Genomic DNA, 19211 nt, shown 5'->3' with positions numbered 1-19211 from the left:
AGAGCAGGTAGGATGTACGCCTATTTTGAGGGTGCCATCGTCAATGAAATTCAAGGATCTTCGGGATTTCGTGCAGCAGCTTGAGCAGCGCGGAGAGTTGAAACGCATCCAGATTCCCGTTTCGCCGGTGCTGGAAATGACCGAGGTGTGCGACCGCACGCTGCGGGCCAAGGGCCCGGCGCTGCTGTTCGAGAAGCCGACCGGTTACGACATCCCGGTGCTCGGCAACCTGTTCGGCACGCCCGAGCGGGTCGCCATGGGCATGGGCGCCGAGTCGGTCAGCGAACTGCGCGAAATCGGCAAGCTGCTGGCGTTTCTCAAGGAGCCGGAGCCGCCGAAGGGCTTGAAGGACGCGTGGTCGAAGCTGCCGATCTTCCGCAAGATCATCGCGATGGCGCCGAAAGTCGTCAAAGACGCACCTTGCCAGGAAGTGGTCATCGAAGGCGACGACGTCGATCTGGCGATGCTGCCGGTGCAGACCTGCTGGCCGGGCGACGTGGCGCCGCTGATCACCTGGGGCCTGACGGTCACCAAAGGTCCGAACAAGGATCGGCAGAACCTTGGCATCTACCGTCAGCAAGTGATTGGCCGCAACAAAGTCATCATGCGCTGGCTCAGCCATCGTGGCGGTGCGCTGGATTTCCGTGAGTGGTGCGAGAAGCATCCGGGCCAGCCGTTCCCGGTGTCCGTGGCCCTGGGTGCGGATCCGGCGACCATTCTCGGCGCGGTCACCCCGGTCCCGGACAGCCTCTCCGAATACGCCTTCGCCGGCCTGCTGCGTGACAGCCGCACGGAGCTGGTGAAGTGCCGCGGCAACGACCTGCAAGTGCCGGCCACTGCCGAAATCATCCTCGAAGGCGTGATCCATCCGGGCGAGATGGCCGACGAAGGCCCGTACGGCGACCACACCGGTTATTACAACGAAGTCGACAGCTTCCCGGTGTTCACCGTCGAGCGCATCACTCACCGGATCAAGCCGATCTACCACAGCACCTACACCGGCCGTCCGCCGGATGAGCCGGCGATTCTCGGCGTGGCACTGAACGAAGTGTTCGTGCCGATCCTGCAGAAGCAGTTCCCGGAGATCACCGATTTCTACCTGCCGCCGGAAGGCTGCTCATACCGCATGGCCGTGGTGACGATGAAGAAGTCGTATCCGGGCCACGCCAAGCGCGTGATGCTGGGTGTCTGGTCGTTTTTGCGACAGTTCATGTACACCAAGTTCGTTATTGTCACCGACGACGACATCAACGCGCGGGACTGGAACGACGTGATCTGGGCCATCACCACGCGCATGGACCCCAAGCGCGACACAGTGATGATCGACAACACGCCGATCGACTACCTCGACTTCGCCTCGCCGGTGTCGGGACTCGGCTCGAAGATGGGCCTGGACGCCACCCACAAGTGGCCGGGCGAAACCACTCGCGAGTGGGGCCGCGTCATCGTCAAGGATGACGCCGTCACCCAACGGATCGATGCCATCTGGAATCAGTTAGGAATAGATTGATGCGTGTAACCCTGCAGCCCTCCGGAGCGGTGCTCGAGATATGGCCCGGAGAGCGGATTCTCGATGGTGCGCGGCGCCTGGGCTACGAATGCCCGCAAAGCTGTCGCAACGGCAATTGCCATGTGTGTGCGGCGCTGCTGGTGGAAGGCCGGGTCGAACAGGCCGGCAAGGTGCACGACCACGGTGAGTTCTACACTTGCATAGCGGAGCCGCTGGAAGACTGCATCGTGCTGTGGGATGGCGTGCTCGCGCTGGGAGAACTGCCGGTGCGCAGCGTGTCGTGTCAGGTCATCGAATGCCGGGACGTCGGTGGCGATACCTTTCGTGTGCGGCTGCGGGCGCCGGCCGGCAAGCCGCCGCGCTACCACGCTGGCCAGTATTTGATGATCGAGCGCGAGAACGGCGAGAAGTCGGCGTTCTCCATGGCTTCGGCGCCCCACGGCGGTCGCGATCTGGAAATCCATGTGCTGGCGCGCGAATCCAGTGCGCTGAGCCTGATCGATCAGCTCAAGCGCAACCCGATGGTGCGGGTCGAGCTGCCGTTCGGCGACACCCACCTGGCGGAACTGCCGGACGGGCCGCTGGTGCTGATCGCCGCTGGCACCGGCATGGGCCAGATCCACAGCCTGATCGAACATTGCCGGGCCACGGGCTTCAAACACCCGGTGCACCTGTATTGGGGCGTGCGCCGTCCGGAAGACTTCTATGAAATCGAACATTGGGACGAATGGCTGAAGTTGCCCAATCTATTCCTGCACAAGGTCGTCAGTGACCAGTGCGGCTGGGAAGGGCGTTGCGGGATGTTGCACGAAGCCGTCTGCGAGGATTTCCCCGATTTGAAGCCGCTGCACGTCTATGCCAGCGGCTCGCCGGCCATGGTCTACGGCACGCTGGATGCGCTGGTGGAAGCGGGGATGGATGCCCATCAGATGCGTGCGGATGTGTTTGCTTACGCACCCCGCGCCTGAGTTCGTTATAACTCTTCATATAGCCGATCGGTATTTATGTAATTGCATAAATGCCGGTAGGTTATATATCAAACAGGCAATCAATTAAGAACTGTGCCATGGCACTCAAATTGCCTTAAAACATATGTGCCTTATTGTTACAGCGGTGCGTTCTATTAAGTAATTCTTCACCCGCGGGGAGCTGAACGCTATTCGCCATGAGCGCCATTGAAAACGCTTTTCTGAACCTGGCTTACCCTCCGCGGCTCGATCTTGGGCCGCAGCTGACGCACGAACAACTTCTCGCTTCCATGCAATCGACCATGGCACGCCACAAGGGCGGGCCGGTGTGGCTGTTCGCCTACGGTTCGCTGATCTGGCGGCCGGAATGCACAGCCGTGGAGCGGGTGCGTGGGCGCGTGCATGGCTATCACCGTGGTTTGTACTTGTGGTCCCACGAGCATCGCGGCACGCCGGAAATGCCCGGTCTGGTCTTTGGTCTGGATCGTGGCGGCTCGTGCAGCGGCTTCGCCTACCGGTTGCCGGAAGACAATCTGGACAGCGCGCTGTATGCATTATGGAAGCGCGAAATGCCGTTCCCGTCCTATCGGCCACACTGGCTCAACTGCCGACTCGAAGATGGCAGCCAGGTTCAGGCGCTGGGATTCGTATTGGAGCGACACCTGCCCAGCTATGCCGGCAACTTGCCAGATCATGTGCTGAGCCAGGTGTTCGAAAGCGCTTGCGGGCGGTACGGCACGACTCGCGATTATGTCGAGCAGACCGCTCACGCCCTGCGCAGCCACGCCATGCCAGACCGGAATCTGGAGGCGCGGCTCAAGCGCTGTAAGTCAAAGGCCGATCAGGCGACTGCTTCGCGGCTCTGACTGGCGACTTGCTTGTGCCACAGGGTCGGGGCCAGGAAGGCCATCGACAGCAGGCAAGCGCCCACCAGCAGCACGAAACCACCATCCCAGCCGAAATGGTCCACGGTGTAGCCCATTGCTGCACTGGCCGCGACCGAACCACCCAGATAACCGAACAGACCGGTGAAGCCCGCAGCGGTGCCGGCGGCTTTCTTCGGCGCCAGTTCCAGCGCCTGCAGGCCGATCAGCATCACCGGGCCATAGATCAGGAAGCCGATGGAGAACAGAGCGATCATGTCGATGGTCGGGTTACCGGCCGGATTCAGCCAGTACACCAGCGTCGCCACGGTCACCAATGCCATGAACACCATGCCGGTCAGGCCGCGGTTGCCACGGAAGATCTTGTCCGACATCCATCCGCACAGCAGCGTGCCTGGAATCCCCGCCCACTCGTAGAAGAAATAGGCCCACGAGGTTTTATCCACGGTGAAACCCTTGGCTTCCTTCAGGTAGGTCGGCGCCCAGTCCAGCACGCCGTAGCGCAGCAGGTAGACGAAGACGTTGGCCATGGCGATGTACCAGAGCATTTTGTTGCGCAGCACGTATTTGACGAAGATTTCCTTGGCGCTGAATTCGTCTTCGTGGCTGGCGTCGTAGCCTTCCGGGTAGTCGTTCTTGTACTTCTCGATCGGCGGCAGGCCGACCGATTGCGGGGTGTCGCGCATGGTCACGAAAGCGAACACTGCTACCGCCAGGGCGACGGCAGCCGGGACGTAGAACGCTGCGTGCCAGTCGTTGAACAGGCCCATGCCGATCAGGAACAGCGGGCCGATCAGGCCGCCGCCGACGTTATGCGCCACGTTCCACACCGACACCACGCCGCCACGTTCCTTCTGCGACCACCAGTGCACCATCGTGCGTCCGCTCGGCGGCCAGCCCATGCCCTGGGCCCAGCCGTTGATAAACAGCAGGATGAACATCATGGTCACGCTGGAGGTTGCCCAGGGCGCGAAACCGAAAATGAACATCACCCCGGCCGAGACCAGCAGGCCGAACGGCAGGAAGTAACGCGGGTTGGAGCGGTCGGACACCAGGCCCATGAGGAACTTGGACAGACCGTAGGCGATGGCGATGGCTGACATCGCCAGGCCCAGGTCGCCACGGCTGTAGCCTTCGTCGATCAGGTACGGCATTGCCAGCGAGAAGTTCTTGCGCAACAGGTAATAACCCGCATAGCCAAAGAAGATGCCGGCGAAGATCTGCCAACGCAGGCGTCGGTAGGTGCTGTCGATTTTTTCTTCAGGCAATGGAGCCTGATGTGCGGCAGGACGAAAGAAAGCAAACATTCAAGAGCTCCAGATTTCTTGTTTTGACTGCGGATGCGAATGTTACAGTTTCGTTACCGAAAATAGCACCGCTTCCCATCGGCAAAACAGTGGAAATGTTGGATGTCGCGCGTTCCTTTATGAACATGTCGCTCAGATATAAGTGCAGGGCGTTGTGGGAAAGGTTACCTCGGCGTCTTCCTGCGGGGTTCCAGTGCGTTGTAGGGCAGAACTCGAGGAAATGTCCTGCTTCCAACGCAGAAGCGACGACGTTCTGTTTTGGCTGGCGGCACCTTAACCTTTTCGCAGATGCCTGATCGGGCATTCGGGTCGCAAGGGGAGGGGTTATGCCGTGGTGTGTGTTGTTGATTTTGCTGTTGGTGGCCGCCAGTTCCAGGGCGGCTGAAGTGTTCTTGATTCCGGAACATAATCCGAAACCCATCTACCCGCCGGGACTGCAACGGGCCGGGTTTACCGGAGGAGTCAAAGTAAGCTTCATCGTCAGTGCGGACGGCGCAGTGAGTAAGGTCGGAATTTTGAAAAGCGATCATGCCGAACTGTCCGATGCGGTGAAAAACGCTCTGGCGCAATGGCGCTTTAAATCGTGGACTGTTGAAGGAGAGCGCCCGCTAGAACAGGAAATCATCGCGCCGATGACGTTCGGATTCGATTCTCCTGACGGCGTGAACCTGTGGCTAAAAGATCTCAAATGTCGTGAGTTCAACAGTTTGCTGGCGCATTACCCAAAACATTCCTGGATGGATGCTGCACCGTTTCATTACGTGCGCGGCTATCTGGCAAGTACGTTTTTCCAGAGGCAGATCCCAATGGAGCAACGTTTGGCGATGATAGCCAAAATGAACAAGCGTGTTCCCGGCATTGTGATGCGTTGCCAAAAGAGTCCAGGCCTTAAGTACGTAACCCTTCTGCCGGAAGACATTCGTAAGGTTCTATGAGAACAACGCATGCCTGTCTGGTCAGGTGTATGACCAGACAGCTTTTTCTGTTTAGCGCACGCTGACCACCACCTTGCCCACGGCCTTGCGCTGCCCGAGATCATTGATCGCCTGCGCGGCATTGCCCAGCGGATAGACCTGCGACACCAGCGGCTTGAGCTTGCCCTCGGCAAACCAGCCGAACAATTGCTGGAAATTCGCCGCGTTGTCCTGCGGCTGGCGCTGGGCGAAGGAGCCCCAGAAAACGCCGAGCACCGCCGCCCCCTTGAGCAGGGCGAGGTTGACCGGCAGTTCGGGAATGCGTCCGCTGGCGAAGCCGACCACCAGCAGGCGGCCGTTCCAGGCGATGGCGCGGATGGCCTGGTCGAACAGGTCGCCGCCGACAGGGTCGTAGATCACATCCGCGCCCTGGCCGTCGGTCAGGCGCTTGATCTCGTCCTTGAGGCTGGTTTCGCTGTAGTTGATCAGTTCGTCGGCACCGGCAGCCTTGGCCACCGAGAGTTTTTCCGCGCTGCTGGCGGCGGCGATCACCCGGGCGCCCATGGCTTTGCCGATTTCCACGGCGGCCAGGCCAACGCCGCCGGAAGCGCCGAGTACCAGCAGGGTTTCGCCCGGTTGCAGATTGCCGCGCTGCTTGAGGGCGTGCATCGACGTGCCGTAGGTCATGCTGAAGGCGGCGGCGGTGTTGAAATCCATCGATGGCGGGATCGGCAGCACGTTGTAGCCCGGCACCGCGACCTGCTCGGCGAAGCTGCCCCAGCCGGTCAGTGCCATGACCCGGTCACCGACCTTCAAGTGGCTGACCTTTTCACCCACTTCCCTGACCACGCCGGAGGCTTCGCCACCCGGCGAGAACGGGAAGGGCGGTTTGAACTGGTACTTGCCCTCGATGATCAGCGTGTCCGGGAAGTTGACCCCGGCGGCGTGCACGTCCAGCAGGATTTCGTTCTTCTTGGCGACAGGACTGGCGACGTCTTCCAGCACCAGCGATTCGGCAGGGCCGAAGGCTTTGCACAGCACGGCTTTCATCAGGGCTATTCCTTTGGGAGTGATGGCCGATAAGTGTAGGTGTGGCAGTCAACGGGTCAACGAGCATGCCCGGCCCTGATAGTCCGCCATAAGCTTGTGCTTGCGCGGCGGGTCGTTATGCTAGGCCGCAAACCGGATAAGGAGCGAATTGTGAAAGCGTGGATCATGTTGTTGCTGGCCCTGTCTCTGCCTGTGGCAGCGCTGGCCGAAGAAGCCAAAGAGGGCGAGGCGCCGAAGGTCAACTACATCACCCTGAGCCCGCCGTTCGTGGGCAACTACGGGCTCGATGGCACTCCGAAGCTCAAGGTCTACAAGGCCGACGTGGCACTGCGGGTGACTGGCGAAGAGGCGGCCAAACTGGTCAAGGCCAACGAGCCGCTGATCCGCAATCAACTGGTGGCGCTGTTCACTCAGCAGACCACCGATGCGATGGGCAGCATCGAGGGCAAGGAAAAACTGCGTCAGGAAGCCTTGAAACAGACCCAGCAAGTGATGAATGACGAGACCGGCAAGCCGGTGGTTGAAGATCTGTTGTTCAATAACCTGATCATTCAGTAACAACTTTGCTGTCCGGCCCGGCCCCTTCGCGGGCAAGTCGAATCGTCGCACCGCAGCTCCCACAGGATTCATGGTGAATTCACACAGATTCTTTGTGGGAGCGGGCTTGCCCGCGAAAGCATTTTGTCAGGCGAAGGATGATTCAGGGTTTGAGCGCCATCACCGCCGCCCACTGCTCGGCGGTCACCGGCATCACCGACAGCCGCGAACCCTTTTGCACCAGCGGCATCTCGGCCAGCGCGGTCTGCTGCTTCAGATAATCCAGCTTCAAGACCCGGTTGAAAGTCTCCACGTGGGCGACATCGATCGCGCTCCAGGCGTTCTTCTCCGGCGTGGCTTTCGGGTCGAAGTAATGGCTTTCCGGTTCCAGTGCGGTGGGATCCGGGTACGCGGCTTCGATTATTTTGCCGATTCCGGCAATGCCCGGCTCCGGGCAGCTGGAATGGTAGAAAAAGAACTCGTCCCCCACCGCCATGGCGCGCAAGAAATTGCGTGCCTGATAGTTGCGAACCCCGTCCCAGCGCGCTTTGCCGAGCTTTTCCAGGCCCTTGATCGAGAGCTCGTCGGGCTCGGATTTCATCAGCCAGTAGGCCATGGTGTGTGCTCCTCAAGCGGTCATTGGGCAGGTTGTCCGACAATTTTATGACAAACCGACGGTCGGTTGACGTCAGCATTTGCGCGACGGTTCACGTTGTCGCAAAATGCCGGCCTTTAAAGCTTGACGCTGCTGCACGGCCTACGAATGGAAACCGCTGCTGTCATCGTGATGATGTGCCTTGAGGGGGGCAATCGATGAAACGCAAACCGGATTTGCTGTGGACTTTGGTAATTTTGTTCGGTCTGGGCGTCGTGACCACCGGTTATGCGCAAAGTCTGTGGGCCAACAAGGCCGATGCACCGATTGAAGTGGCGCAACAAGTACAACAGTCGACAGCCTTCAAGCGCTGACACTGCCTTTTCGACGCCGCTGATCTACGCGGCGTCTATCCTGCGAAATACCACGCCTTGTCCGTCACTGTTCCCTGCAACGGTACATCCCAGCTCGCCTGCGCCAGCCGTTCGACTTTCTGACATTCATGGGCCAGTCCCAACAGCGTCGGCTTGCGCCAGTTCTGGCGTCGGGCCAGATAGGCCAGGCTGCGGTCGTAGAATCCGCCGCCCATGCCCAGGCGCCCGCCGACATCGTCGAATCCCACCAGTGGCAACAACACCAGGTCCAGTGCCCAGACCTTGCGCTGACGGGCCAGATTGGCGCGCGGCTCAAGGATGCGGAAACGGTTGGGTTTGAGCTTTTCGCCGGGGCGGATCTGCTGAAAGACCATTTTGGTTCGTGGCCAGGCACTGAGCACCGGCAGGTAGGTTTTCTTGCCGCGACGCTGGGCAGCGCGCAGCAACAGGCGCGGGTCGATTTCACCGTCGGTCGGCAGGTACAGGGAAATGTGTTTCGCCCGGCGAAAGTGCGGGTCTTGTGCCAGTTGCCTGTACAGACCTTCGGCGGCCTGGCGCTGCTCGCTTCGCGTCAACGAGCGACGGGCCTTGCGCAGCAGGCGGCGCAGTTGGGGGCGGGGCAGCAACGCGGGTTCGGTCATGGTTCGGCTTCGGCAGGGTGGGGACGAAAACGTACGCATAAAAAATCCGATGCCGGCATGCACCGGCATCGGATTCGAATCAGGCTCCCCGGATGAGCCGCTGTCGACTTAGCCCTTGAACCCGAGAGTTCAAGGTGGAGGATGCAGTAGGCTTTAAGGCTTTCCGTCTGGCGGACATGCACACCAGCCCAACGTGCAACCCCCAGGGTAGTGCAAATCGGCTCAGGGACATCGTCAACTGGCAAGCACCCCAGGGAGTGCGGCGAGTATAACTCAAGCGGCCTGGCGAATCAGCCCTTGGTGACGTCCGGATCGGTCGCCAGCACCAGATCGACACGATCGAGCAAGTCACGCACCTGTTCACGGGTCGAACCGCTGGCCTGGATGTCCGGACGCTCTTCTTTGTGCAAGAGGTCGTGGGTGATGTTCAGCGCGGCCATCACGGCGATGCGGTCGGCGCCGATGACTTTGCCGCTGCTGCGGATCTCGCGCATCTTGCCGTCCAGGTAGCGGGCGGCGCTGATCAGATTGCTGCGCTCTTCCTGGGGGCAGATGATCGAATACTCTTTGTCGAGGATCTGCACGGTAACGCTATTGCTTGAACTCATGAGTCTTGCTCCAGGGCCTTGAGGCGCGAAATCATCGATTCGACCTTACGCCGGGCGATTTCGTTTTTTTCAATGAGGTGCGCGCGTTCCTCGCGCCAGGTCTTTTCCTGAGCAAGTAAGAGTGCATTTTGACTCTTTAGTTGCTCGACTCGGGTAATCAGCAGTTCGAGTCTGGCCATCAGCGCTTGCAGGTCGGTGTCTTCCATTGTGTCCACTGGTTCGGTCTGATGGGTTTGGCTGGCGGACAGCCTTTAATGGTCTTGGCGAGTCTGTCGATGTAGGATACAAGGCCTTCATTCTAGACATAGCGCCGTCTGGCGCCTAGCTGCCCATGCCCATTCAGAATTCCCCGTACCAAGGCTTTGCCACGCTGCTGAAATCCAGCGGTCATTCCGTTTCGCCTGCCGAACTGCACGGCCTGTTGCTGGGGCGCAGTTGCGCTGGCGCCGGCTTCAATGCCGAAGAGTGGCTGATCGATGCCGCCGAGCTGCTCGAAAGCGAGCCGCAGGACAACGTCCGCAACGCGCTGATCGGTCTGCAGGAGATGGTCAAGAGCGAACTCACCGGCGACGACGTCACCGTGGTTCTGCTGTTGCCGAACGATGACACGCCTCTGGCCGAGCGTGCCGCCGCGCTGGGCGAATGGTGCCAGGGCTTCCTCACCGGGTTCGGCCTGAACTGCCGCGACAGCAGCATGCTGAGCACCGAGGCCACCGAAGTGTTGCAGGATCTTGCAGCGATCTCCCAGGTGCAAGACGCACTCGAAGAATCCGAAGACGGCGAAAGCGACTATATGGAAGTCATGGAGTACCTGCGTGTCGCTCCGCTGCTGCTGTTCTCCGAAACCAAAAAGGCCGACGTGCCGCCAGCGGCCAAGCCGTCGCTGCACTGATCGCGTGCCAGGGAAAGCCATCTGCCCATGATCCATATCCCGAAAGCGGAATACGCCCGGCGCCGCAAGGCGCTGATGGCGCAGATGGAACCCAACAGCATCGCGATCCTGCCGGCCGCCGCGGTCGCCATCCGCAACCGCGACGTCGAGCACGTCTATCGCCAGGACAGCGACTTCCAGTACCTCAGCGGTTTCCCCGAGCCACAGGCGGTCATCGTCCTGATGCCCGGTCGCGAACACGGCGAGTACGTGCTGTTCTGCCGTGAACGCAACGCCGAACGCGAACTCTGGGACGGCCTGCGCGCCGGCCAAGAAGGCGCGATCCGCGATTTCGGCGCCGACGACGCTTTCCCCATCACCGACATCGACGACATCCTGCCGGGCCTGATCGAAGGCCGCGACCGGGTGTATTCGGCGATGGGCAGCAACCCCGAATTCGACCGTCACCTGATGGACTGGATCAACGTGATCCGCTCCAAGGCGCACCTCGGCGCCCAGCCGCCGAACGAATTCGTTGCCCTGGATCACCTGCTGCACGACATGCGCCTGTATAAATCGGCGGCAGAAGTGAAGGTGATGCGCGAAGCGGCGCGGATTTCCGCCCAGGCTCACATCCGGGCGATGCAGGCCAGTCGTGCCGGGCTGTACGAGTACAGCCTCGAAGCCGAACTGGATTACGAGTTCCGCAAGGGCGGGGCGAAGATGCCGGCTTATGGTTCGATCGTCGCTGCCGGGCGCAACAGCTGCATCCTGCATTACCAGCAGAATGACGCGTTGCTCAAGGACGGCGATCTGGTGCTGATCGACGCCGGTTGCGAGATCGACTGCTACGCCAGCGACATCACCCGCACCTGGCCGGTCAACGGCAAGTTTTCCGCCGAGCAGAAAGCGATCTACGAATTGGTGCTGGCCTCGCAGGAAGCGGCGTTCGCCGAAATCGCTCCGAACAAGCACTGGAACCAAGCGCACGAAGCCACGGTTCGGGTCATCACCACCGGGCTGGTGAAGCTGGGGCTGTTGCAGGGCGAGGTGGACGAGTTGATCGCCTCCGAAGCCTACAAGGCGTTTTACATGCACCGCGCCGGCCACTGGCTCGGGATGGATGTGCATGACGTCGGCGAATACAAGGTCGGCGGCGAATGGCGGGTGCTGGAAGTCGGCATGGCGCTGACCGTGGAGCCGGGCATCTACATCGCCCCGGACAATCAGAACGTAGCGAAGAAATGGCGCGGCATTGGCGTGCGCATCGAGGATGACGTGGTAGTGACCAAGAGCGGTTGTGAAATCCTGACCGGCGGCGTGCCGAAAACCGTCGCCGAGATCGAAGCCCTGATGGCGCAAGCACGGACCTGCGCGGCATGAGTCGGGTCAATCTGGCAATCATCGGTGGTGGTCTGGTCGGCGCCAGTCTGGCGTTGGCCTTGCAGGCCGGGGCCAAGGCCCGTGGCTGGAAGATCGTGCTGATCGAACCGTTCGCCCCCGGTGACACCTGGCAGCCAAGCTATGACGCGCGCTCCTCGGCGCTGTCCTTCGGTTCGCGGCAGATTTATCAGCGGCTGGGCGTGTGGCAGGAAATCTCCCGCCGCGCCGAGCCGATCAAGCAGATTCATGTGTCCGACCGTGGTCGTTTCTCCACTGCTCGTCTGTCGGCGATGGAAGAGGGCGTCCCGGCGCTCGGCTATGTGGTGGAAAACGCCTGGCTCGGCCAGTGCCTGTGGCAGCACCTCGACAAAGACGTGATCAGTTGGCGCTGCCCGGCGGAAGTTTCCCGCATGGAGCCGCTGCCCGACGGCTATCGGCTGACCCTCAACGATGAAACCACGGTCGAATGCGATCTGGCGGTGCTCGCCGATGGCGGCCGTTCCGGTCTGCGCGAGCAACTGGGCATCAACGTGCGCAAGCGCCCGTACAACCAGAGCGCGCTGATCGCCAACATCACCCCGAGCGAAGCGCACAACGGCATGGCCTTCGAGCGCTTCACCGACGAAGGCCCGATGGCCCTGTTGCCGCTGCCGGAAAACCGCTGCGCGCTGGTCTGGACCCGTCTGGGCATGGACGCGCAACGGCTGGCTGACTTGAGCGAACGGGATTTCCTCAGTGAGCTGCAAGGCGTATTCGGTTACCGCCTCGGCACCCTGAAACAGGTCGGCGCGCGACATTTGTATCCGCTCGCGCTGGTGGAGGCCGAAGAGCAGGTGCGCTCGCATCTGGCCGTCCTCGGGAACGCCGCCCACAGCCTGCACCCAATTGCCGGGCAGGGTTTCAACCTGTCCCTGCGCGATGCCGATGCCTTGGCCGCCGCGCTGCTGGCCAGCGACAAACCGCTGGGGGATTTCGCCACGTTGCAGGCCTATCGCGAGCGTCAGCGTCTCGATCAGGACCTCACCGTCGGCTTCTCCGATCAGGTCACGCGCCTGTTCGGCAGTACTCAGCCGCTGGTGTCGCTGGGGCGCAACATCGGCCTGCTCGGCCTTGATCTGCTGCCGCCGGCCAAACGCTGGTTCGCCCGTCAGGCCATGGGGCTGGGGACGCGGCCGGATGCGTGAGTGGCTGATCAGACGGTTTGGCAAGGCGCGGCTGATGCGCTGGATCATGACGCTCTACCCGCCGTACTTTGGCGCCGGTGTCCGGGTGCAGCACATCAGCGATGACTTTCGTGACATCCGGGTCTCGATGGGCCTGGGCTGGTACAACCGCAATTACGTCGGCACCCAGTTCGGCGGCAGTCTGTATTCGATGGTCGACCCGTTCTTCATGTTGATGCTCATGGAAAACCTCGGCTCGCGGTACATCGTCTGGGACAAGGCCGCCGACATTGATTTCATATCGCCGGGCAAAGGCCCGGTGTTCGCCCGGTTCAACATCGACGACACCCTGCTCGACGAGATCCGTCGGCAGACCGCCAGTGGCGAGAAATACCTGCCGCAGTTGCAGGTCGACATTCATGACGGCGCCGGCAACCTGGTGGCGCGGGTCGGTAAAACCCTTTACGTGCGGCTCAAGCCGCCAGCGAGACAGGCTTAAAGCATGGAAATGCGCGCGGATGTGCTGATTGTCGGAGCCGGAATGGTCGGCAGTGCCCTGGCGCTGGCGTTGCAGGGCAGCGGGCTGGAAGTGCTGCTGCTCGACGGCAGCCCGTTGAGCGTCAAACCCTTCGACGGCGATGCGCCGTTCGAGCCGCGGGTGAGCGCGCTGTCGGCGGCCAGCCAGCGGATCCTCGATCGCCTCGGCGTGTGGGACGGCATCGTCAGCCGACGCAGCAGCCCTTACACCGACATGCACGTCTGGGACGGCAGCGGCACCGGCCAGATTCACTTCTCGGCCAGCAGCGTGCACGCCGAGGTGCTCGGCCACATTGTCGAAAACCGCGTGGTCCAGGATGCCTTGCTCGACCGTTTGCACGATTGCGACCTGGGTCTGCTGGCCAACGCGCGGCTGGAGCAGATGCGCCGGTCCGGTGACGACTGGCTGCTGACCCTGGCCGACGGCCGCACTTTGCGCGCGCCGCTGGTGATCGCGGCAGATGGCGCCAACTCCGCCGTGCGCCGTCTGACCGGCGTCGCCACTCGCGAATGGGATTACTTGCACCACGCCATCGTCACCAGCGTGCGCAGCAGCAAGCCGCACCGCATGACCGCGTGGCAGCGTTTCACCGATCACGGGCCGCTGGCGTTTCTGCCGCTGGAGCGTAGCGGGCAGCAGGACTGGTGCTCGATCGTCTGGTCGACCACGCCGAGCGAAGCCGAACGGCTGATGGCGCTGGATGAGGCGGATTTCTGCCGCGAGCTGGAGCGCGCGTTCGAAGGTTGCCTCGGCGAGGTCATCAGCGCCGACCCGCGCCTGTGTGTGCCGTTGCGTCAACGCCACGCCAAACGCTACGTGGCCGAAGGCCTGGCGCTGATCGGCGATGCCGCGCACACCATTCACCCGTTGGCGGGGCAGGGCGTGAATCTCGGCTTCCTTGACGCCGCGGTGCTGGCCGAAGTCTTGTTGCAGGCCAACGAACGCGGCGAACGCCTGGCGGACGTGAAAGTGCTGAGCCGCTACGAACGCCGGCGCATGCCGCACAACCTGGCGCTGATGGCGGCAATGGAAGGCTTCGAGCGGTTGTTCCAGGCTGATCCGCTGCCGCTGCGCTGGCTGCGCAACACCGGTCTGAAAATCGTTGAGCAGATGCCTGAGGCCAAGGCGCTGTTCGTGCGTGAAGCATTGGGGCTGACCGGCGACTTGCCGGCCTTGGCCAAGGCCTGACAAATATTGTGCAACATCTGGTAACTCCTTGGGAAAGTGTTCGATTGAGCTGGTAAATGTGAGTCCTTATCATTTGGGCCACTTTTCCCGACCGAGAGACCGCTCCCATGTTGGCATCCAAGCGTGTTCTGACCGCACTGGCCCTGACCCTGATCGGCAGCACTGCCGCCCAGGCCGCCGACGAGGTGGTGGTCTACTCCTCGCGTATCGATGAGCTGATCAAGCCGGTTTTCGATGCCTACACCGCCAAGACCGGGGTGAAGATCAAGTTCATCACCGACAAGGAAGCGCCGCTGATGCAGCGGATCAAGGCCGAAGGCGAGAACGCCACCGCCGACCTGCTGTTGACCGTCGATGCCGGCAACCTCTGGCAGGCCGAGCAGATGGGCATTCTCCAGCCGTTCACCTCGAAAACCATCGACACCAACATTCCCCTGCAATATCGCTCGTCCAGCCACGCCTGGACCGGCCTGAGCCTGCGCGCGCGGACCATCGCCTACTCCACCGAACGGGTGAAACCGGGCGAACTGACCACCTACGAAGCATTGGCCGACAAGAACTGGGAAGGTCGCCTGTGCCTGCGCACGGCGAAGAAGGTCTACAACCAGTCGCTGACCGCCACCATGATCGAAGTCCACGGCGCCGAGAAGACCGAGCAGATCCTCAAGGGCTGGGTCAACAACCTGTCCACCGACGTGTTCTCCGATGACGTCGCGGTGCTGGAAGCGATCAACGCCGGCCAGTGCGACGTCGGCATCGTCAACACCTACTACTACGGTCGCCTGCACAAGCAGAAGCCGGAACTGCCGGTGAAACTGTTCTGGCCGAATCAGGCGGATCGTGGCGTGCACGTCAACCTGTCGGGAATCGGCCTGACCAAACATGCGCCGCACCCGGAGGCGGCCAAGGCGCTGGTCGAGTGGATGACCACGCCTGAGGCGCAGAAGATCTTTGCCGATGTGAACCAGGAGTTCCCGGCGAATCCGGCGGTGAAGCCTTCGGAGGAAGTGGCGGCGTGGGGGCAGTTCGTGGCTGATACGCTGCCGGTTGAAGTGGCGGGCAAGCGTCAGGCCGAGGCGATCCGGATGATGGATCGGGCGGGTTGGAACTGAGTCATTCCTGACAGCACTGTTTGATCGTTCCCACGTCGAACCGTCTGCGCGGGAATGCAGCCCTCGGCGCTCTGCGTCGCATCATCGACAGCGTGACGCGGAGCGTCACAGAATGTGTGCCCACGCAGAGCGTGGGCACAATCATTTGAACGAGACTGTTTCCTTGGCCCACCCCGCCCAACGCCGCTGGTACCCCATCGTCTTCGCCATCGCCGCGTTGGTGCTGCTCCCCCTCAGCGTGCTCCTGCTCTCATGGCAAACCATCGATCACCAGATCTGGTCGCACCTGTGGGAAACGCAGATGCCGCGTCTGCTGGGCAACACCCTGACACTGGTCTTCGGCGTCGGCATCGGCGTGACACTGATCGGCGTAAGCCTCGCCTGGCTCACCAGCCTCTGCGAATTCCCCGGCCGCCGCTGGCTCGACTGGGCGCTGATGCTGCCGTTCGCAATCCCGGCCTACGTGCTGGCGTTCGTCTTCGTCGGACTGCTGGACTTCGCAGGCCCCGTGCAAACCCTGCTGCGCGAAGGGTTCGGCAGCGGCCTGCGCCTGCCGCGAGTGCGCTCCACCGGTGGCGTGATTCTGGTGCTGGTGCTGGTGTTTTATCCCTACGTTTATCTATTGGCGCGTACTGCGTTCCTGGCTCAGGGCAAGGGCCTGATGGAAGCGGCGCGAGTGCTCGGTCAGTCACCGTGGCAAGCGTTCTGGCGTGTCGCATTGCCGATGGCGCGGCCGGCCATCGGTGCTGGTGTGGCGCTGGCGCTGATGGAAACGCTGGCGGATTTCGGTGCGGTGTCGGTGTTCAACTTCGACACCTTCACCACTGCCATCTACAAGACCTGGTACGGCTTTTTCAGTCTGCCCAGCGCTGCGCAACTGGCCAGCCTGTTGCTGCTGGTGGTGATGCTGGTGTTGTACGGCGAACGTCGCGCGCGCGGCGCCAATCGGGCGAGTAACGAGCGGCCACGGGTCAAGGCGCTGTATCACCTGCGCGGGCCCAAGGCCTGGGCGGCGACCGGCTGGTGCGGTCTGGTGTTCGCCTGCGCGTTTGTCATTCCGGTGCTGCAACTGGTGGTGTGGTTCTGGCAGCGCGGGCGCTTCGACCTGGATGAGCGCTACGCCGGGCTGATTCTCCATACGTTGTATCTGGGCGGCATGGCGGCGCTGATCACGGTCAGCGTGGCGATGTTGCTGGCCTTCGCCCGGCGTCTGGCGCCGACCCGGACGATCAACTCCGCAGTCGGTCTGGCCAATCTCGGTTATGCCTTGCCGGGCTCGGTGCTGGCAGTGTCGATCATGCTGGCATTCAGTTATCTGGACCGAGAGCTGGTGATTCCGCTGTCCGGCTGGCTCGGCGGGGCGGGCAAACCGTTGCTGCTGGGCAGTCTGGCGGCGCTGCTGCTGGCGTATCTGGTGCGTTTCGTGGCGGTGGCCTATGGGCCGCTGGAAAGCAGTCTGGCGCGTATACGGCCCTCTTTGCCTGAAGCGGCACGTAGCCTGGGTGTCAGTGGGCCGCGACTGTTTTTCAAAGTGTATCTGCCGTTGCTGCTGCCCGGCACGCTCAGCGCCGCCTTGCTGGTGTTCGTCGATGTGCTTAAGGAAATGCCCGCGACCTTGCTGATGCGCCCGTTTGGCTGGGACACACTGGCGGTGCGGATCTTCGAAATGACCAGCGAAGGCGAATGGGCGAGGGCGTCGTTGCCGGCGCTGACCCTGGTATTGGTCGGTCTGTTGCCGGTCATCGGTTTGATCCGACGCTCAGCGCACAGAAACACTTAGTCGTCAGTCCTGAATCATGCGGCTACAATGCGCGGCATTCGGTGCGGTCCGTCTGACAGACCCTGTCGCTGAAATCGGCTGAAGGCCCTTTTTTACAGGGTTTTCCGAACCGTGCAGCAGCGCTCCGCACCTTCGCCACGCCCGGAAGGAGAAACCCATGGGACAGCGTACGCCTCTGTATGACCTGCATCTCGCCCTCGGCGCGAAGATGGTCGATTTTGGCGGTTGGGACATGCCCCTGCATTACGGCTCGCAGGTCGAGGAGCACCATCAGGTGCGTCGCGATTGCGGGGTGTTCGATGTTTCCCACATGACCGTGATCGATGTCACCGGCCCCCAGGCCAAGGCCTGGCTCCAGCATTTGCTGGCCAATGACGTCGAACGCCTGCACAGCCCCGGCCGTGCGTTGTACAGCACCATGCTCAACGAGCGCGGCGGCATCGTCGACGACATGATCGTCTACCGCCTCGAAGACGGTTATCGTCTGGTGGTCAATGCCTCCACCCGCGATCAGGACCTGGCCTGGATGCAGGCACAGTTGGGCAGCTTCGATGTTCAGATGACCGAACGCTCCGAACTGGCGATGCTCGCCATTCAAGGTCCCCATGCCCGGCACAGGATTGCCGAGCTTGTGACCCAGTCCCGCGCCAATCTGATCCAGATGCTCAAGCCTTTTGAAGGCCATGTCGACGGCGACTGGTTCATTGCGCGCACCGGCTACACCGGTGAGGACGGTCTGGAAATTGCCCTGCCGGCCGATCAGGCTCCCGGATTTTTCAACGATCTGGTGGGCGCCGGCATTTCCCCCATTGGTCTCGGCGCTCGCGACACGCTGCGGGTCGAAGCCGGCATGAACCTGTACGGCCAGGACATCCATCAGGACATTTCGCCACTGGCCTCGAACATGGCCTGGAGCATCGCCTGGGAACCGGCCACGCGCCGCTTCATCGGTCGCGATGCGCTGGAGGCGGAGAAAGCCGTTGGTGTGCAGCACAAACTGGTCGGTTTGGTGCTTGAGGAGCGCGGGGTTTTGCGGGCTCATCAGGTGGTTCGTATCGCTGATGTTGGCGAAGGGGAGATCACCAGTGGTAGTTTCTCTCCTACGCTTAGCAAGTCGATTGCCCTGGCGCGTGTACCGATGGCGACTGCCGACCGCGCCGAAGTGGAAATCCGTGGCAAGTGGTATCCGGTACGAGTGGTCAAACCGACCTTTGTCCGTCACGGCAAAACCCTGATCTAAACCTTTTCCGGCGGGCACGACCGCTGACAATTTCTTGAGGACACCGAGCATGAGCAACATTCCAGCTGAACTGCGTTTTGCCGAAAGTCATGAATGGGCGCGCCTTGAAGCCGACGGCACCGTCACTGTGGGCATCAGCGATCACGCCCAGGAAGCGTTGGGTGATGTGGTGTTCGTCGAGCTGGCAGAAGTGGGCAAGGTGTTCGCCGCCGGTGATACCGCCGGTGTCGTCGAGTCGGTCAAGGCCGCTTCCGACATCTACTCCCCGGTCGGTGGCGAAGTGATTGCCGTCAACGAAGACCTGGCCGGTTCGCCGGAAGAACTGAACAACGATCCGTACGCCGCGTGGATCTTCAAGCTCAAGCCAAGCGACAAGGCCGAGCTGGACAAGCTGCTCGACGCGGCCGCCTACAAGGCTGCCATCGGCGAGTAAGCTGCAGGCGAGACTCCAAAGCCCCGACCCGTCGGGGCTTTTTTCTGCCCGGGACTTTTGCCGTCGGGGTGGCTGCTATGCTGGTTTGACCGTGTTGCATTGACGCTGAGCCGCC

General features: G+C 61.8%; 21 protein-coding genes and 1 other RNA gene. 15 read left to right on the top strand and 7 right to left on the bottom strand.

Features of this window, described 5'->3' with window-relative positions:
• Positions 1-43: 43 nt before the first annotated feature.
• The 3 genes from ubiD to ACTJK9_RS18025 all read left to right on the top strand — a co-directional run bounded on the left by ubiD (position 44) and on the right by ACTJK9_RS18025 (position 3344).
• Positions 44-1510 carry a 4-hydroxy-3-polyprenylbenzoate decarboxylase gene (gene ubiD, locus ACTJK9_RS18035; RefSeq protein ID WP_007951823.1) on the top strand — a complete coding sequence of 489 codons (1467 nt, stop codon included), beginning with the start codon at positions 44-46 and terminating at the stop codon, positions 1508-1510.
• Positions 1510-2478 carry a CDP-6-deoxy-delta-3,4-glucoseen reductase gene (locus tag ACTJK9_RS18030; protein WP_440815211.1) on the top strand — a complete coding sequence of 323 codons (969 nt, stop codon included), beginning with the start codon at positions 1510-1512 and terminating at the stop codon, positions 2476-2478. The genes ubiD and ACTJK9_RS18030 overlap by 1 nt, the downstream gene beginning before the upstream one ends.
• 197 nt (positions 2479-2675) lie before the next feature.
• The gene (locus ACTJK9_RS18025) at positions 2676-3344 is read left to right on the top strand and encodes a gamma-glutamylcyclotransferase (RefSeq protein ID WP_039765337.1); all 669 of its coding nucleotides are present in this window, start codon (positions 2676-2678) and stop codon (positions 3342-3344) included.
• Here ACTJK9_RS18025 and glpT read toward each other — a convergent pair.
• Positions 3320-4669, bottom strand: coding sequence for a glycerol-3-phosphate transporter (glpT, locus tag ACTJK9_RS18020; protein WP_011336481.1), 1350 nt, complete (start codon positions 4667-4669; stop codon positions 3320-3322). The two genes, ACTJK9_RS18025 and glpT, sit on opposite strands and share 25 nt — an antisense overlap.
• Before the next feature lie 326 nt (positions 4670-4995).
• On the opposite strand from glpT, the gene ACTJK9_RS18015 reads away from it, so the two are divergent.
• The gene (locus tag ACTJK9_RS18015; RefSeq protein WP_440815208.1) at positions 4996-5604 is read left to right on the top strand and encodes an energy transducer TonB; all 609 of its coding nucleotides are present in this window, start codon (positions 4996-4998) and stop codon (positions 5602-5604) included.
• 51 nt (positions 5605-5655) lie between these two features.
• On the opposite strand, the gene ACTJK9_RS18010 is transcribed toward ACTJK9_RS18015, so the two are convergent.
• On the bottom strand, positions 5656-6633 hold the full coding sequence (locus ACTJK9_RS18010) for an NADPH:quinone oxidoreductase family protein (RefSeq protein WP_085612037.1): 978 nt from the start codon (positions 6631-6633) through the stop codon (positions 5656-5658).
• A gap of 150 nt (positions 6634-6783) precedes the next feature.
• Here ACTJK9_RS18010 and ACTJK9_RS18005 point away from each other — a divergent pair, with 150 nt between their 5' ends.
• A complete protein-coding gene (locus ACTJK9_RS18005; RefSeq protein WP_440815203.1) occupies positions 6784-7191 on the top strand; it encodes a flagellar basal body-associated protein FliL in 408 nt (135 codons plus the stop codon).
• Positions 7192-7333: 142 nt separating this feature from the next.
• Here the strand turns inward: ACTJK9_RS18005 and ACTJK9_RS18000 are convergent, their stop codons facing one another.
• The gene (locus tag ACTJK9_RS18000) at positions 7334-7786 is read right to left on the bottom strand and encodes an EVE domain-containing protein (protein ID WP_039765343.1); all 453 of its coding nucleotides are present in this window, start codon (positions 7784-7786) and stop codon (positions 7334-7336) included.
• Between the two features lie 197 nt (positions 7787-7983).
• Here ACTJK9_RS18000 and ACTJK9_RS17995 point away from each other — a divergent pair, with 197 nt between their 5' ends.
• Positions 7984-8139 carry a hypothetical protein gene (locus ACTJK9_RS17995; RefSeq protein ID WP_007911192.1) on the top strand — a complete coding sequence of 52 codons (156 nt, stop codon included), beginning with the start codon at positions 7984-7986 and terminating at the stop codon, positions 8137-8139.
• 35 nt (positions 8140-8174) lie between these two features.
• Here the strand turns inward: ACTJK9_RS17995 and ACTJK9_RS17990 are convergent, their stop codons facing one another.
• The 4 genes from ACTJK9_RS17990 to ACTJK9_RS17975 all read right to left on the bottom strand — a co-directional run bounded on the left by ACTJK9_RS17990 (position 8175) and on the right by ACTJK9_RS17975 (position 9594).
• Complete coding sequence (locus tag ACTJK9_RS17990; RefSeq protein WP_011336472.1) at positions 8175-8780, bottom strand: 5-formyltetrahydrofolate cyclo-ligase; 606 nt, start codon at positions 8778-8780, stop codon at positions 8175-8177.
• Between the two features lie 81 nt (positions 8781-8861).
• Positions 8862-9040, bottom strand: a non-coding RNA gene (gene ssrS, locus ACTJK9_RS17985) — 6S RNA.
• A gap of 30 nt (positions 9041-9070) precedes the next feature.
• Entirely contained in the window at positions 9071-9388 is a 318-nt protein-coding gene (locus ACTJK9_RS17980) for a cell division protein ZapA (protein WP_039765346.1), read from the bottom strand.
• A complete protein-coding gene (locus tag ACTJK9_RS17975) occupies positions 9385-9594 on the bottom strand; it encodes a TIGR02449 family protein (protein ID WP_007940359.1) in 210 nt (69 codons plus the stop codon). Before ACTJK9_RS17975 ends, ACTJK9_RS17980 begins: the two co-directional genes overlap by 4 nt.
• Before the next feature lie 125 nt (positions 9595-9719).
• On the opposite strand from ACTJK9_RS17975, the gene ACTJK9_RS17970 reads away from it, so the two are divergent.
• The 9 genes from ACTJK9_RS17970 (at position 9720) to gcvH (ending at position 19096) form a co-directional block, all read left to right on the top strand.
• A complete protein-coding gene (locus ACTJK9_RS17970) occupies positions 9720-10280 on the top strand; it encodes a YecA/YgfB family protein (RefSeq protein WP_085647021.1) in 561 nt (186 codons plus the stop codon).
• A gap of 27 nt (positions 10281-10307) precedes the next feature.
• Positions 10308-11642: a Xaa-Pro aminopeptidase gene (gene pepP / locus ACTJK9_RS17965; protein WP_039765352.1), complete on the top strand. Its 1335-nt coding sequence runs from the start codon at positions 10308-10310 to the stop codon at positions 11640-11642.
• On the top strand, positions 11639-12826 hold the full coding sequence (gene ubiH / locus ACTJK9_RS17960; RefSeq protein ID WP_064600276.1) for a 2-octaprenyl-6-methoxyphenyl hydroxylase: 1188 nt from the start codon (positions 11639-11641) through the stop codon (positions 12824-12826). The genes pepP and ubiH overlap by 4 nt, the downstream gene beginning before the upstream one ends.
• The gene (locus ACTJK9_RS17955; protein ID WP_064379962.1) at positions 12819-13304 is read left to right on the top strand and encodes a DUF4442 domain-containing protein; all 486 of its coding nucleotides are present in this window, start codon (positions 12819-12821) and stop codon (positions 13302-13304) included. Before ubiH ends, ACTJK9_RS17955 begins: the two co-directional genes overlap by 8 nt.
• A gap of 9 nt (positions 13305-13313) precedes the next feature.
• A complete protein-coding gene (locus tag ACTJK9_RS17950; protein ID WP_440815327.1) occupies positions 13314-14531 on the top strand; it encodes a 2-octaprenyl-3-methyl-6-methoxy-1,4-benzoquinol hydroxylase in 1218 nt (405 codons plus the stop codon).
• Positions 14532-14638: 107 nt separating this feature from the next.
• A complete protein-coding gene (locus ACTJK9_RS17945; RefSeq protein WP_085612033.1) occupies positions 14639-15643 on the top strand; it encodes an extracellular solute-binding protein in 1005 nt (334 codons plus the stop codon).
• Positions 15644-15806: 163 nt separating this feature from the next.
• The gene (locus ACTJK9_RS17940) at positions 15807-17423 is read left to right on the top strand and encodes an ABC transporter permease (RefSeq protein ID WP_440815195.1); all 1617 of its coding nucleotides are present in this window, start codon (positions 15807-15809) and stop codon (positions 17421-17423) included.
• 157 nt (positions 17424-17580) lie between these two features.
• Positions 17581-18663, top strand: coding sequence for a glycine cleavage system aminomethyltransferase GcvT (gene gcvT, locus ACTJK9_RS17935; RefSeq protein WP_085612031.1), 1083 nt, complete (start codon positions 17581-17583; stop codon positions 18661-18663).
• 49 nt (positions 18664-18712) lie between these two features.
• Positions 18713-19096: a glycine cleavage system protein GcvH gene (gene gcvH, locus ACTJK9_RS17930; RefSeq protein ID WP_011336464.1), complete on the top strand. Its 384-nt coding sequence runs from the start codon at positions 18713-18715 to the stop codon at positions 19094-19096.
• Positions 19097-19211: the final 115 nt, after the last annotated feature.

The organism is Pseudomonas sp. 22082 (assembly GCF_052046055.1).
Lineage (GTDB): Bacteria > Pseudomonadota > Gammaproteobacteria > Pseudomonadales > Pseudomonadaceae > Aquipseudomonas > Aquipseudomonas pharyngis.
Note: the sequence above shows the minus strand (reverse complement) of the source record. Positions and strands in the feature narration are given on the sequence as shown.

Excerpts from the sequence above, each read along its gene's own strand:
- ubiD (WP_007951823.1), top strand. The coding sequence starts at position 44 with ATGAAATTCAAGGATCTTCGGGATTTCGTGCAGCAGCTTGAGCAGCGC.
- ACTJK9_RS18030 (WP_440815211.1), top strand. The coding sequence starts at position 1,510 with ATGCGTGTAACCCTGCAGCCCTCCGGAGCGGTGCTCGAGATATGGCCC.
- ACTJK9_RS18025 (WP_039765337.1), top strand. The coding sequence starts at position 2,676 with ATGAGCGCCATTGAAAACGCTTTTCTGAACCTGGCTTACCCTCCGCGG.
- glpT (WP_011336481.1), bottom strand. The coding sequence starts at position 4,669 with ATGTTTGCTTTCTTTCGTCCTGCCGCACATCAGGCTCCATTGCCTGAA.
- ACTJK9_RS18015 (WP_440815208.1), top strand. The coding sequence starts at position 4,996 with ATGCCGTGGTGTGTGTTGTTGATTTTGCTGTTGGTGGCCGCCAGTTCC.
- ACTJK9_RS18010 (WP_085612037.1), bottom strand. The coding sequence starts at position 6,633 with ATGAAAGCCGTGCTGTGCAAAGCCTTCGGCCCTGCCGAATCGCTGGTG.
- ACTJK9_RS18000 (WP_039765343.1), bottom strand. The coding sequence starts at position 7,786 with ATGGCCTACTGGCTGATGAAATCCGAGCCCGACGAGCTCTCGATCAAG.
- ACTJK9_RS17995 (WP_007911192.1), top strand. The coding sequence starts at position 7,984 with ATGAAACGCAAACCGGATTTGCTGTGGACTTTGGTAATTTTGTTCGGT.
- ACTJK9_RS17990 (WP_011336472.1), bottom strand. The coding sequence starts at position 8,780 with ATGACCGAACCCGCGTTGCTGCCCCGCCCCCAACTGCGCCGCCTGCTG.
- ACTJK9_RS17980 (WP_039765346.1), bottom strand. The coding sequence starts at position 9,388 with ATGAGTTCAAGCAATAGCGTTACCGTGCAGATCCTCGACAAAGAGTAT.
- ACTJK9_RS17975 (WP_007940359.1), bottom strand. The coding sequence starts at position 9,594 with ATGGAAGACACCGACCTGCAAGCGCTGATGGCCAGACTCGAACTGCTG.
- ACTJK9_RS17970 (WP_085647021.1), top strand. The coding sequence starts at position 9,720 with ATGCCCATTCAGAATTCCCCGTACCAAGGCTTTGCCACGCTGCTGAAA.
- pepP (WP_039765352.1), top strand. The coding sequence starts at position 10,308 with ATGATCCATATCCCGAAAGCGGAATACGCCCGGCGCCGCAAGGCGCTG.
- ubiH (WP_064600276.1), top strand. The coding sequence starts at position 11,639 with ATGAGTCGGGTCAATCTGGCAATCATCGGTGGTGGTCTGGTCGGCGCC.
- ACTJK9_RS17955 (WP_064379962.1), top strand. The coding sequence starts at position 12,819 with ATGCGTGAGTGGCTGATCAGACGGTTTGGCAAGGCGCGGCTGATGCGC.
- ACTJK9_RS17950 (WP_440815327.1), top strand. The coding sequence starts at position 13,314 with ATGCGCGCGGATGTGCTGATTGTCGGAGCCGGAATGGTCGGCAGTGCC.
- ACTJK9_RS17945 (WP_085612033.1), top strand. The coding sequence starts at position 14,639 with ATGTTGGCATCCAAGCGTGTTCTGACCGCACTGGCCCTGACCCTGATC.
- gcvT (WP_085612031.1), top strand. The coding sequence starts at position 17,581 with ATGGGACAGCGTACGCCTCTGTATGACCTGCATCTCGCCCTCGGCGCG.
- gcvH (WP_011336464.1), top strand. The coding sequence starts at position 18,713 with ATGAGCAACATTCCAGCTGAACTGCGTTTTGCCGAAAGTCATGAATGG.